The following is a 12486-nucleotide window of genomic DNA, read 5'->3' as shown; positions in this document are numbered from 1 at the left end:
CCTCCCGGGGGTGGGGCCGCTTTCGTCATGTCCGGGCCCTCACCGAAGCCACTCGGCGCCTGGCACCGGGCAGGATTCGTCATCGAGCCACGCCATCGTGCCCCGGGGCCCGACCGTCAACCCGAACCGCTCGAACCCCGGCCGGCTCCTGCCGTTCCACCAGCGGTAAGCAGCCTCGACCTCGTCCCACAGGCGCCGGGGACCTTCCTGCACGACCTCGAACCGGCTGTGCCCCGGCTCGTAGTCCGCTGACGCCCAGGACTTCCCGTCGAGGTCGTACGTCCACAGGGTGTACGCCCCGTCGTCGTACCGCTCTGTCCGCCAGAACGCCCCGGGCACCTGCAACCCGATGATGAACTGCTCGACCCATCCGTCAAGGGCCGTGGGCGACAGGGTGGTCATGCTGCGCTGCCCGTCGGCTGGCCACTTCCGGCCCCGGAAGTACGCATTCGGCTCGGGAAGCTCCGGCGACTGCTGCCGGATCCGCATGAACGCCGACGAGCGGGTGAAGTGCCCCCGGGCGTGCCCGTCGTCACCGACGGTGAGGCGCACAATGGCCTCGCCGCCGTACAGCGGCCCCCAAGGAGCGACGATCACGCCCCCAGTGACCATCTGCTCGATCCACGCGGCCGGCACCTCCCCGACCGACGCCGTGGCGATCACCCGGTCGTACGGTGCCCGGTCGGCAAACCCTTCCCGGCCGTCGCCGGTCACGACGAGCGGCGACGGCCGCCCAAACTCGGCGAGGTTCTCCCGGGCCTGCTCGACGACGGCCGGGTCGTATTCGATGCTGACGACGTTCTCAGCGCCGAGCCGGTGCGCAAGGAGGGCCGCGTTCCATCCGGTCCCCGTGCCGATCTCCAACACCCTGTGCCCGTCCTCGACGTCGAGGTCGGCAAGCATCGCGAACACCATGGACGGAAGCGAGCTGCTGCTCGTCGGCGTGGTGCCCTTCTCGTCGCCCTGGTGCTCGCCCTGGTCCCACTGCGTGGTGAGCGGCACGTTCGAGTACACGGCCCCGAGCCACGCCCGGGGGTCCGCCTCGCGGTTGACGAGCGACCCTTGCTCGGTGCCCTCGGGGATACCGGGCCAGACCCGGGCCGGGACGAACAGGGCCCGTGGGACGGCGCGGTACGTGGGCAACCAGTCGGATTGCAGTGCGCCCGATGCGACGAGCGCGGCGGCGAGCCCCTCCGGGCCCGCCGCCTCTACGCGTGTGCTCACGTGCTCCCCTACTTCGCGGGGCCGGAACCGTCGGAGGAGTTCCCGCCGCTCGTCTCCGAGCCGCCGCCTCCGTGCTGCCGGCCGCTGTTGCTGTCGTCCTGCTGGCTGCCGCCGGATCCGCTGCCCGAACCGCCGCCGTGCTTGCCCGACATGATCACTCCTTCGGTTGGGTGGTGCTCGGAACGGCCGTCCCCGAAACCGGGGGGCCGAGTCCCCATGCCCGGACTCGAACCGGGGTCGTCGACGACGGGGCGATGGGAGACAGTTGGGTACTTCGCCGTCGGGCTCTACCTGACTGAGCTACTGGGGGTGGAGCCGCCGCCCCGGCAGCGGGGGACACGTCGGGGCGGCGGTGCTGCGGTCGGCCCCGGGCTGGGAACGGGTCGCCCGGGGCCGGGTCGGGTACCTCGCCCCGGAAGCTCCAATCCGGGGCGAGGCGGCTAGGTGAAGCGGATCGCAAGTGCGGCGGCACCGGCGCCGATGGCCACGAAGGTCAGGAACAGTGCGAGGGTGGCTGTACGGGAGTGAGGCACTCCCCGATCAGCCTGATTGCCCCCTTCGGATTCAGGGCCTCGCGCTCCTCCGGGCTCGCCGCCCAACAGTCGGCCGCGTTCACCGTCCATTCCATGCCTCCGGGTCGTGCCAGGGTGAGGAGGTCACCGTTCACGGCGCGCACCTGGCCCGCGAGGGCCCGCGTCCCGTCCGTCAGGACGTCGTCTACGCGGTACCTCACGGCTGCCGCCGAGTGGCCCGCAGGATCGCCGCCAGACGCTTCGCCCCGGCGACGGTGACCTCGCCCAATCCGAAGATGTGCATGGGCCCGTACTGGGTCCCCCGCTGCTCGCGGTAGAGCCCCTGCGTCGGGAAGCCGGCGGCCTCCATTGCGGTCCGGAGCTCGCGAAAGACCTCGCCGGCCTCGGCGGTGCTCACGGGGCGAATCAGCGGTGTGGCGGGCGGCGCGGTGCTCGGCGCGATCGTAGGCGTGCTCATCGGCTGCGGTCCTCCTTGCGGGGCGTGCTCCGGAATGGCTTCACCCTGCCGCCAACCGGCCTACCCTGGAAAGGATTTCGGTTCCTGACGGCGATCTAGGAATGGCGACTATGCCAGCGGCAAAAGAGATCGACCCGAGCGAATCCATCGAGGCGTTCATCGCCAACCTGATTCGCGAGGCCAGAAAGACCAAGGGGTGGCGGCAAGTCGACCTTGCCAAAAAGGTGTTCACCAGCGATACGAAGATCAGCGAAATCGAGGGCGGGACCCCGCCCGACCTCAAGCTCGGCCGAAACATCGACGACGTTCTCGACCTCGCCGGTGCTCTAATCGCGCTCCTCACGATCCGCGAGCAGAGCGCGTATCGCGACTACGCAGTTGGCTTCCTGCGTGACCAGACCCGGGCCCGCTCCATCCATGAGTACTCTCTCGTCGTTCCGGGACTTCTTCAGACGCCGGAGTACGCGCGAGCGATCATGCTGCTAGCCGACCCCGACGAGCGAACCGATGTCGACGCGGACGTCGCGCGACGCATCGAGCGGCAAGAGGTACTCAAGGGGGATGACCCGCCGTGGCTGTGGGTCATCCTGGATGAGGCGGCGCTCTACCGAGTTATAGGGTCGCGCAAGGTGATGCGCGAGCAGCTTGGCGCACTCCTGGACGCTTCGGAGCGGCCCCGCCTGCACGTTCAGGTACTCCGAACGGGCCGAGCCTCGATCCCGGGCTCCATAAGCCTGCTGACGGCTCACGACGGAACGCGTACGGCCTACACCGAGGGGTTCGTCACGGGTCGGTATATGCAGGATCCGAGCGAGGTCGACACGTGGCAGAGGATCTATGATCGGCTCCACGCCGAGGCCGAGGGCATCGAGGCGTCACGAGAGATCATCCGCACTGCACTGGGGACGCACGATGACTGAACCCGCCTGGCGTACGAGCACGTACAGCGGCTCCAACGACAACTGCGTCGAGGTGGCGGACAACACGCCCCGCGTCCTCGTACGGGACACGAAGGATCATGATGCGGGCACGCTCAACGTGGCGCCGGCAGCATGGTCATCGTTCACCGCGTACGCGTCCGGCCTCGCTGACTGAGCAGGCGCAGAACGGCCCCGCGTCCCTGACTGGGAGGCGGGGCCGTCGCGTTTCCGCAGGTCAAACGCTGAGTGTTTTACCGGTACGGCTGCACACCGGTACGACACTCCGCTTTAAGTTTCAACGGGCGGATGATCAGCGGAAAATCAGCGCACGATCGTCCGACGGTCAGAAGACGTCGCTGGGCGTGTACGTGCCCCAGACCTCGCGGAGGGCGTCGCAGACCTCGCCGACGGTGGCGCGGGCCTTGAGGGCGTCCTTCATGGGGTAGAGGACGTTGTCGGTGCCCTCGGCGGCCTTCTTGAGGGCGGTGAGGGCGGCGTCGACGGCCGCCTGGTCGCGCTCGGCGCGCAGCTTGGCGAGGCGGTCGGCCTGCTGGGCCTCGATGGCCGGGTCGACGCGGAGCGGCTCGTACGGCTCCTCGACGTCGATCGTGTAGCGGTTGACGCCGACGACGACCCGCTCGCCGGAGTCGGTCTCCTGGGCGATGCGGTAGGCCGAGCGCTCGATCTCGTTCTTCTGGAAGCCGCGCTCGATGGCGTTGACCGCGCCGCCCAGCTCCTCGACCTTCGCCATCAGTTCGAGGGTGGCCGCCTCGACGTCGTCGGTCATCTTCTCGACCACGTACGAGCCGGCGAAGGGGTCGACCGTGGCCGTGACGTCCGTCTCGTACGCCAGGACCTGCTGGGTGCGCAGCGCCAGGCGGGCGGACTTGTCCGTCGGCAGGGCGATGGCCTCGTCGAAGGAGTTGGTGTGCAGCGACTGCGTGCCGCCGAGGACGGCCGCCAGGCCCTGGACGGCGACGCGCACGAGGTTGACCTCGGGCTGCTGGGCCGTCAGCTGTACGCCGGCGGTCTGGGTGTGGAAGCGGAGCATCAGCGACTTGGGGTTCTTCGCGCCGAACTCCTCCTTCATGACCCGCGCCCAGATCCGGCGGGCGGCGCGGAACTTCGCCACCTCCTCCAGGATCGTCGTGCGGGCCACGAAGAAGAAGGAGAGGCGCGGGGCGAAGTCGTCGACGTCCATGCCGGCCGCCACCGCCGTGCGGACGTACTCGATGCCGTCCGCCAGCGTGAACGCGATCTCCTGCGCGGGCGAGGCGCCGGCCTCGGCCATGTGGTAGCCGGAGATCGAGATCGTGTTCCACTTCGGGATCTCGGCCTTGCAGTACTTGAAGATGTCCGCGATCAGGCGGAGCGACGGCTTCGGCGGGAAGATGTACGTTCCCCGCGCGATGTACTCCTTCAGCACGTCGTTCTGGATCGTGCCGGTGAGCTTCTCGGCCGGCACGCCCTGCTCCTCGCCGACCAGCTGGTACATCAGCAGCAGGAGGGAGGCCGGGGCGTTGATCGTCATCGACGTCGACACCTTGTCGAGCGGGATGCCGTCGAACAGCACGCGCATGTCGTCGACGGAGTCGATCGCCACGCCGACCTTGCCGACCTCGCCGCTGGCGATCGCCGCGTCGGAGTCGTGGCCCATCTGGGTGGGCAGGTCGAAGGCGACCGACAGTCCCATCGTGCCGTTGTCGATCAGCTGCTTGTACCGGGCGTTGGACTCCACGGCGGTGCCGAAGCCGGCGTACTGCCGCATCGTCCACGGCCGTCCGGTGTACATCGACGGGTACACGCCTCGCGTGAAGGGGTACGCACCCGGTTCGCCCAGCTTCTCCGCCGGGTCCCAGCCCTCCAGGGCCTCCGCGCCGTAGACCGGCTCGATGGGCAGTCCCGACTCCGACTCGCGTGCCATGTGCTGTGCCTCCCGTGTGATGTACTGCCGCGCTCCGTGTACCGACCCTCGCGACGGACTGTAGCGGCGGGCGCGCTGTCCGGTGGAGGCCAGCAGGCTGGGACCTTCCTCACAACATCGACGCTTCGCCCGCGTGGGTGCGCAACCGCGGGCGCGCGGGAAGCATCCCTATGGGCACAGTCGAGTTCCCCGGGGGGCCACCATGAAGCGTTCGTCCGTCATACGCAGAGCCGTGCTCGCGACCGCCGCCGTCGCGCTCGTCGCCACGGGCTGTACGGCCCAGGCGGCCGGGTCCGGGAGCGGGGCCGGGTCCGGGGGGCCGACGTCCCAGGCGCCTGTCCCGGCCACCAGCACGCCCGCGCCGGCGAGCAGCGCCGCGTCGCCCACCTCCACCCCCACGCCCACGCACACCCCCACGCCCACGCCCAGTGCTTCGGCGTCGTCCGGCGGGTCGGACTCCAAGCCGTCGTCTCCCGCCCCCACGCCCGCCGTGAAGATCCTCATGAAGGACGGCGACGAGAACGAGCGGGTGCGGGAGCTCCAGGCGCGGCTGCGGCAGCTCGACTACTTCGACCGGGCGCCCACCGGCTTCTACGGCTCGATCACGGGGAAGGCCGTCGCGGCCTTCCAGAAGAAGCGGGGGCTGCCCGCGACGGGCTCGGTGGACGAGACGACCTGGCAGCGGCTGCTCGGCATGTCGAAGAAGCCGACGGCGGACGAGCTGAAGCCGTCCACCACCAACAAGCTGGACACCCCGGACGCGCGCTGCATGAAGGGCCGGGTGCTCTGCATCAGCAAGGAGAGCCGGACGCTGGCCTGGATGATCGACGGGCAGGTGGTGTCGTCGATGGACGTGCGCTTCGGCTCGGAGAACACGCCGACGCGTGAGGGCACCTTCGCGGTGGGCTGGAAGGCGGAGAAGTGGACGTCGACGATCTACCACACGCCCATGCCGTACGCGATGTTCTTCAGCGGCGGCCAGGCGGTGCACTACTCGGCGGACTTCGCGGCCCGCGGCTACAACGGGGCCTCGCACGGCTGCGTGAACGTCCGTGACCGGGCGAAGATCGCGGCCCTCTTCGACCAGGTGAAGGTCGGCGACAAGGTCGTCGTCCACTGGTAGCGGATGGGTCGGGCAGCGGGACGGGAGAGGAGAAGGGGCGCGGGTGGGGCCGGGGGAACGTGCCCCACCCGCGCCGGGTGCGCGGAGCCGTAGGTACGGGGGGAACCCCGGCTCTCTGCGCGGCCGATGACCAGTCGGCTCACTCAGTACTGCGCCGACGGGCCCGAAAGTGTCACACCCGCGTCGCCGCGGCTGCCGCGGGCCGCTGCGAAACCGCTGTGACCTGCGTCTTCGCCCTCGGCTTGGCTTTGGGCCGGTCCTTCGGGTCGGGCTTGTCCGTGCTGCCGCCGCGGCCGCGCTTGCGGCTGGGGTCGGAGGGGGAGGGGACGGTGCCGCGGCCGAGGTCCGTGCCGGTCTCCCGGCCTTCCTCGTCCCTGTCCCCGCCCTTGCCCTGGTCGCCGTTCTCCGCGTCGTCTTCCGCCTTCCCTCCGTCGGCCTTCCCTCCGTCGGCCTTCTCCGTGGCGGGGCCGAGGAGGGCGTCGCAGTAGGCGCGGAGGGACTCGTCGGCGCGCAGGGCGGCGGAGAGCCGTTCGCGGCCGGCGTCGTCGAGGCGGCCGGCGCGGTACTCGCGGCAGGCGCTGGTCCTGGCCTCGCGGGTGCCGGCGTCGCGGCTGTCGGCGGCGTCGCCCTCGTCGCGGCCGGAGCGCTCGCCGGAGCGCTCGCCGGAGGGGGTGGCGCCGGGGCGGGGGGTCGCGGAGGTGCCGTCCTCGGGCCCGGCCGTGGGGCTGGTGCCGGGGGCGGGCGTGGTGGTGGGCCGGTCCGGGTCCGCGTTCCGGGACGGGTCCGGGCGGCGTTCGATTCCGGCGGTGGGTTCGCCCGGGTCGCCGGTCGGGATCGCGGGGTCGGCGGCGGTGGCCGTACGGGACGGTTCGCGGTCGACCAGCGGGAGGACCCCGGTGCCGGCGGCGACGGCGACCCCGCCGACGGTGACGGCGGCGAGCGCGGCGGCGAGCCCGTACCGCAGGGAGCGTCCCCAGCGGCGGGCCGCGCCGGGGGCCGCCGTGCGGGCGGCGGCTGCCGCGCGGGCGGTGGTGGCGGTGCGGAAGGCGGCGAGGGCGGCCTCTTCGCCGGCGAGCGGTACGCCGGGGGCGGGGGCGGCGGGGACGCGGACGGTGTCGAGGGCGTCGGCGAGGGCCGCGGCCCCGGTGCGGGCGACGGGGTCCGCGGGGTCTGCGGGGTCGACGGGCTCACCCCGGAGCAGCCGCTCCGCGGCATCGGGATCGAGCCACTGGTACCGCTCGTCGGCCATCACATGTCCTTCTGCGTACGCGGACGCCAATGCGTCACACCGCCGGGGGCTGTGAACCCGGGATTCCGGCCGCGTTGGGGGGGTACTCCGTCGAGGCCCGGCGGCCCGTCGCCGGCTCTCTCGCCCGGGTCCGCTCCGGCCGCGGCGGGGTCGACGCCGAGGAGTTCGGCGAGCTTCCGCAGGCCGCGGTGGGCCGCGGTGCGGACCGCGCCGGGGCGCTTGCCGAGGGCCTCGGCGGCGGACTTGGCGTCGAGGCCGACGACGACGCGCAGGACGACGGCCTCGGCCTGGTCCTGCGGGAGGCGGGCGATGAGCCGCATGGTGTCGCCGGTGGAGAGCGCCTCCAGGGCCTCGCCGGCGGTGTCGGACTCGGCGGGCTTGTCGGTCAGCTCGGTCTCGTCGCCGCCGGAGGCGGGGCGGCGGCCGCGCATCCGGAGGTGGTCGAGGGCGCGGTTGCGGGCGATCCTGGCCGCCCAGCCGCGGAAGCGGTCCGCGTCGCCGCCGAAGCGGTCGAGGTCGCGGGCGATCTGGAGCCAGGCCTCCGAGGTGACGTCCTCGGCGTCGGCCTCTCCGACCAGCGTGCGCGTGTAGCCCAGCAGACGGGGGTGCACGGCGCGGTACACAGTACGGAAGGCGTCTTCGTCCCCGTTCTGCGCAGCGAGCACCGCGGCCGTCAGCTCCGCGTCGTCCCCCAGCACTCCCCAAACCCTGTTCGTCGGTCGCGCCCTGCGCGCGCGTCAGCACGTCGCCGGCGGAGTCGGGGCTGGTCGTCGCCGCCGGGTCCGCTTCGTGCTCCAGCACGCTACGTCGATTCCCGGTGCCGCGTCCACGCGGTACGGGCACCTTGTGCAACTTGCAACCTTCGCTCCGGCGCGGGCGGTGTGACAGAAACCGCATGCCCGGCGCTGTATGGAGTACGGAGCCGTGCTGCGGCTCCGTGGTCGACGACCGGGGCCTCTCCTGTGGGGGGTGGCGGCCCCGGTCGTCTCCCTTTTCCGGCGCGTACCCCAGGAAGGACTGTCAACCGATCGTTGACACCCAAGAGGTGTCAACCTAAGGTTGCCTCATGACGCAGCCTGCAGTTCCTCAGATCAGCATCCGTCTCGACGAACTCATCGAAGCGATCAAGAAGGTCCACCCCGACACGCTGGACCAGCTCTCCGGCGCGGTCATCGCGGCGGACTACCTCGGCGAGATCGCCGACCACCTCATCGGCCACTTCGTCGACCAGGCCCGCCGCTCCGGCGCCTCCTGGACCGACATCGGCCGCAGCATGGGCGTCACCCGCCAGGCCGCCCAGAAGCGCTTCGTCCCCAAGGAGCCCGACGCCGAGAAGATGGACCCGAACGCCGGGTTCGCCCGCTTCACCCCGCGCGCCCGCGCGGTCGTCGTCGCCGCGCAGAACGAGGCGATCGCCGCGCGGAACGCGGAGACCGTCCCCGGCCACCTCGCCCTCGGCCTGCTCGCCGAGCCCGAGGGGCTCGCCGTCCTGTGGATCACCTCCCAGGGCGTCACCGCCGAACAGCTGCGCGAGGCCGTCACGCCGACGCTGCCGCCGGCCGCCGAGGAGGTGCCGCCGCTCGTCCCGTACGACGCGGCGGCGAAGAAGGTGCTCGAACTGACCTTCCGCGAGGCGCTGCGGCTCGGGCACAACTACGTCGGCACCGAGCACATCCTCCTCGCGCTCCTGGAGCACGAGGACGGCCGGGGCGTGCTGAGCGGCCTCGGCCTGGAGAAGGCGGTGGCGGAGCGGCAGCTCGCCGAGCTCGTCGCCTCCGCGACGGTCGAGGCGCCCACCGAGGCCTGAGCCCCGGGCCCGGACCTCAGGCGGTGCGCGCCCGGCGGGAGACCACCGCGCGCAGCACCCGGCCGCCCTCGACGGAGAGCTCACGCGCCCGGCGCAGTCCCGTCGGGCCGTGGGCGACCGCGTCGAGGACGGCCAGCTGCCGGCGGAGTTCGCCGGAGTGCAGGGGGCCCTCCTCGCCCACGTCGTACAGGCGGTGCACGGTGAGCGCCACGGTCGAGCACCGCTCGGCCCAGGCGCGCAGGGGCCCCTCGGCCCACTCGGCGGGCATCCCGTCGGCCATCGCGCGGACCATCGTGACGACCCCGCCGTCGCCGGCGGCCTCGCCGCCCGCGCCGTCCAGCTCGACCCGCGCCTTGCCGACGGCCTCGGCCCAGGCGGCGGCGTCCGCGCGCGCGATCGCCGCCCACACCGGCCGCAGCACCTCGGCGCGGTCGGGCGCGAGCAGCGGCAGGCACCGGTCCAGACAGGCGAGCCCGGCGGCGGCGAGGCCGCGTCCGTCGGTCCCGTCGATCAGTTCCACCAGACTCCGACCCGTACTCGACGTCATGGACGCCTCCTCGCCACCCGATGCGGACTCTCTACGTCCACTTCTGCGCCGAAGGGCGCTTTCTCGTCACTTGGCGGCCGAAAGCATGCCAGTGGCCCTGGTGTGCTGCATAGAGGTCAGACGGCGTACGAACAGGATGGCGAGGACACCGGCGGCGATGGTGAAGAGGTATCCCGCCAGGGACCAGGCCGCGGCGGTGGTCCAGGCGTCCAGCGTCTCGGCCCGCTTGTAGAGGGTGTTCGAGATCCGGTCCACGACCGCCCCCACCGCGAAACACGTCCACCAGGAGTTGAGCAGCGTGAGCTCCCGGGCGCCGTCGGCGGCGTACGGGTCGGGACGGCTGGCCCGCCAGACGTCCACGGCGATCTGGCGCGGGATCCACAGGTTGGCGAACGGGATGAACCAGGCGCCGATGGCCCAGCCGGGCGTGCGTCTGTGGATGTCGGGGGCCCAGACGTCGGCGTTCTTCCGGACCCGGTGGAACCAGACGAGGAAGACGACGACGGTCGCCAGATAGGCGACGCCGGAGGCGAGCGCCGCCATCACCGGGTCGAGCCCGGCGATGGTGGTCGTCTCGTAGGCGGCCTCCGGGTCGGCGAGCGTCCAGACCTCGTCACCCGCGAGCAGCAGGTCGAAGAAGACGTCGACGCCCAGCAGGACCATGACGGCGTACGCCAGGCCGTTGGGATTGCGCAGCATGAAGGTTCCCCCCAGGAACATGTGATCGGAAGCGCCCCCTCCCCCAAGGGGGTCGCGCCGGAACCTATGTCAGACGGAAGCGTTCCGTCCAGGGAAAACCGCAGCTCAGCCGCGTACCTGCGTCGCCAGCGCGCGGAATTCGGACCAGGTCTGCGCGGGTTTGCGGGGGTCCCAGACCTTCTGGGAGAGGGCCGCGAGGGGGAGGCGGATGCCGGCGGCGACCTGGTCCTGGGTCTGGGCGTTGGAGAAGTCGCACCAGACGGCGAACCGGGCGCCCTGGATCTGCGCGTCGTAGCGGGCCGGGACGGGGGTGGTGCCGCGGACGACCAGCGGGGTCCACTGCTCGTAGATGCGGCGGCCGGTCGGGTAGGTGAAGGCGTTGGGCTCGCCGAGCACGTAGTAGAGGTACTCGTCGTTGAGGTTGACCAGGCGGCGCCCTGCCTGGAGGTACGGGAGCGGGGGCCGGGCGCCGTACTCCTTGCCCGTCCAGTACTCGACCTCGATGTCCTTCGCCGCGCTCACCACCCCGCCGGCGAAGAAGCCGTCGTTCCACGCCTTGAGGGTCTTGCCGGTCGGCCGGACGGTCGCGGCGCGGTCGTTGAGCCAGTCGGTCGCCAGGTCCTGGACGCGCCCGGAGGGGCCGTACGCCTCGCGGGCCGCGCGGGCGAGCTGCGGGTAGGTCGCCTCGGGGTCCTTCGCCATCAGGGCGACGTACTCGTCGGCGCCGAGGTGCCAGTAGGCGCCGGGGAAGAGGGCGGTGTACTCGCGCAGCAGGTCGTCGACGATCCGGGCGGCGGCCGGGTCGGAGATGTCGACGGCGCCGCGCGGGGTGCGGCCGCTCGCGCTGACGAGCTGGAGGTCCGGGTGGGCGGCGATGACCGCGCCGAGGTGTCCGGGCGAGTCGATCTCGGGGACGACGGTCACGTGCCGGCTCGCGGCGAGCGCGAGGATCCGGCGGACCTCCGCCTTGGTGAGGTGCCGCTCCGACACGACCTCGGGGTGCGAGTCGGACTCGATGCGGAAGCCCTGGTCGTCGGAGAGGTGCAGCCCCAGCTGGTTGAGCTTGAGGTCGCCCATCTCCCGGATCCGGTCCTCCAGCCAGGCGGCGGTGAAGTGCTTGCGGGCGATGTCGACGTTGAGTCCGCGCTGCGGCTTGGCCGGGCGGTCGGTGACGGTGCCCTCGGGCATCGCGCCACTCCCCTTCACCGACTGCTTGAGGGTGCGGGTGCCGTAGAAGACGCCGGCCTCGTCGGGTCCGGTGATCCGGACGCGGTCGTCCCTCACGGTGAGCGTGTACGACTCGGCGGCGCCCTTCCCGCCGAGCGCCAGCTCGACGTCGCCCGGTCCGGCGGCGGCCTCGCCGCGGTAGCGCAGGCCCAGCTCCTCGGCGAGCAGCCGGCCCTCGTCGGCGAGGCCCGCGCTGTCCGCGCCGAGGACGACCCCGGCGCTCGCGGCGGGCTTCCAGCCGGGGCCGCGGGCCGGCTCGTGGGAGCGGACGGCGGGGACGGTGCGGGGGGCCCGGGAGAGCGGGTAGGTCCGGGTGGGCGTGGGGCTCGGCGTCGGGCTCGGCGTCGGCGTCGTGGTGGGCTTCGCGGCCGAGGTCGTCGCGGCCGGGGCCGTACCGGAGGGTGACGGGGAGTCCGCGCCGGAGGGGGAGCCGTTCGAGCAGGCCGCCACGGTGGTCAGGGCCACCGCGGCCGCCAGGAGAGCCGGGCCGCGCAGGGGGCCCCGTGGGGAGTACCGCATCCCACGCATCCTCCCCCACCCGGGCTGACCCGGCCAATCGCCGGGCGGGCCTCCCCCACCCGCCGGAACGGAACCTTCACGTCCATCACACGTTCCTAAACCCTCTCTTCCGGGTGAAATTCGCGCACTCGTCGGACACTTCCCCCGTCCCGTCGATAACGTTGCGTCACGTCCACCCCATTCGTCCCGCCGTCCCGGAGCCCACGCTGACCAGCGACACCCACGCCCCCTGCCGCAAGCCGGGTCCGGCGGACGCG

General features: G+C 72.1%; 13 protein-coding genes and 1 tRNA gene. 4 read left to right on the top strand and 10 right to left on the bottom strand.

Annotation, left to right across the window (positions count from 1 at the left end; all coding sequences use genetic code 11):
• Nucleotides 1-39: 39 nt before the first annotated feature.
• From HHL19_RS12730 to HHL19_RS12715, 4 genes are all read right to left on the bottom strand, one after another.
• Entirely contained in the window at nt 40-1014 is a 975-nt protein-coding gene (locus HHL19_RS12730; protein ID WP_346768295.1) for a methyltransferase domain-containing protein, read from the bottom strand.
• A gap of 218 nt (nt 1015-1232) precedes the next feature.
• Nucleotides 1233-1376 (bottom strand): hypothetical protein, encoded by a 144-nt coding sequence (locus HHL19_RS12725; RefSeq protein ID WP_169088735.1) that lies wholly within the window; start codon nt 1374-1376, stop codon nt 1233-1235.
• A gap of 58 nt (nt 1377-1434) precedes the next feature.
• Nucleotides 1435-1534, bottom strand: a tRNA-OTHER gene (locus HHL19_RS12720).
• Nucleotides 1535-1953: 419 nt separating this feature from the next.
• The gene (locus tag HHL19_RS12715) at nt 1954-2214 is read right to left on the bottom strand and encodes a hypothetical protein (protein ID WP_169088733.1); all 261 of its coding nucleotides are present in this window, start codon (nt 2212-2214) and stop codon (nt 1954-1956) included.
• A 110-nt stretch (nt 2215-2324) separates the two neighbouring features.
• On the opposite strand from HHL19_RS12715, the gene HHL19_RS12710 reads away from it, so the two are divergent.
• Together HHL19_RS12710 and HHL19_RS12705 are read left to right on the top strand one after the other, a co-directional pair.
• Nucleotides 2325-3134, top strand: coding sequence for a Scr1 family TA system antitoxin-like transcriptional regulator (locus HHL19_RS12710; RefSeq protein ID WP_169088731.1), 810 nt, complete (start codon nt 2325-2327; stop codon nt 3132-3134).
• Nucleotides 3127-3309: a DUF397 domain-containing protein gene (locus tag HHL19_RS12705; RefSeq protein ID WP_169088729.1), complete on the top strand. Its 183-nt coding sequence runs from the start codon at nt 3127-3129 to the stop codon at nt 3307-3309. The genes HHL19_RS12710 and HHL19_RS12705 overlap by 8 nt, the downstream gene beginning before the upstream one ends.
• Nucleotides 3310-3477: 168 nt before the next feature.
• Here the strand turns inward: HHL19_RS12705 and HHL19_RS12700 are convergent, their stop codons facing one another.
• Entirely contained in the window at nt 3478-5058 is a 1581-nt protein-coding gene (locus HHL19_RS12700; protein ID WP_169088727.1) for a methylmalonyl-CoA mutase family protein, read from the bottom strand.
• A 202-nt stretch (nt 5059-5260) separates the two neighbouring features.
• Between HHL19_RS12700 and HHL19_RS12695 the strand changes: the two genes are divergently transcribed.
• Nucleotides 5261-6181, top strand: coding sequence for a L,D-transpeptidase family protein (locus HHL19_RS12695; protein WP_169088725.1), 921 nt, complete (start codon nt 5261-5263; stop codon nt 6179-6181).
• Nucleotides 6182-6353: 172 nt separating this feature from the next.
• On the opposite strand, the gene HHL19_RS12690 is transcribed toward HHL19_RS12695, so the two are convergent.
• On the bottom strand, nt 6354-7430 hold the full coding sequence (locus HHL19_RS12690; protein WP_169088723.1) for a hypothetical protein: 1077 nt from the start codon (nt 7428-7430) through the stop codon (nt 6354-6356).
• On the bottom strand, nt 7430-8128 hold the full coding sequence (locus HHL19_RS12685; protein ID WP_169088721.1) for an RNA polymerase sigma factor: 699 nt from the start codon (nt 8126-8128) through the stop codon (nt 7430-7432). Before HHL19_RS12685 ends, HHL19_RS12690 begins: the two co-directional genes overlap by 1 nt.
• A 368-nt stretch (nt 8129-8496) precedes the next feature.
• Here HHL19_RS12685 and HHL19_RS12680 point away from each other — a divergent pair, with 368 nt between their 5' ends.
• Nucleotides 8497-9237, top strand: a complete 741-nt coding sequence (locus HHL19_RS12680) for an ATP-dependent Clp protease ATP-binding subunit (protein WP_169088719.1) — start codon at nt 8497-8499, stop codon at nt 9235-9237.
• Between the two features lie 16 nt (nt 9238-9253).
• On the opposite strand, the gene HHL19_RS12675 is transcribed toward HHL19_RS12680, so the two are convergent.
• The 3 genes from HHL19_RS12675 to HHL19_RS12665 all read right to left on the bottom strand — a co-directional run bounded on the left by HHL19_RS12675 (nt 9254) and on the right by HHL19_RS12665 (nt 12229).
• Nucleotides 9254-9784, bottom strand: a complete 531-nt coding sequence (locus HHL19_RS12675) for a hypothetical protein (RefSeq protein WP_169088717.1) — start codon at nt 9782-9784, stop codon at nt 9254-9256.
• Between the two features lie 66 nt (nt 9785-9850).
• Nucleotides 9851-10483: a DUF4328 domain-containing protein gene (locus HHL19_RS12670; RefSeq protein ID WP_169088715.1), complete on the bottom strand. Its 633-nt coding sequence runs from the start codon at nt 10481-10483 to the stop codon at nt 9851-9853.
• 105 nt (nt 10484-10588) lie between these two features.
• Nucleotides 10589-12229, bottom strand: a complete 1641-nt coding sequence (locus tag HHL19_RS12665) for a glycoside hydrolase family 20 protein (RefSeq protein WP_169088713.1) — start codon at nt 12227-12229, stop codon at nt 10589-10591.
• Between the last annotated feature and the right edge of the window lie 257 nt (nt 12230-12486).

Source organism: Streptomyces sp. R302 (assembly GCF_012927245.1).
Classification (GTDB): Bacteria; Actinomycetota; Actinomycetes; order Streptomycetales; family Streptomycetaceae; genus Streptomyces.
The sequence above is the reverse complement of the archived record's forward strand: the minus strand, read 5'-3'. Positions and strand labels throughout refer to the sequence as shown.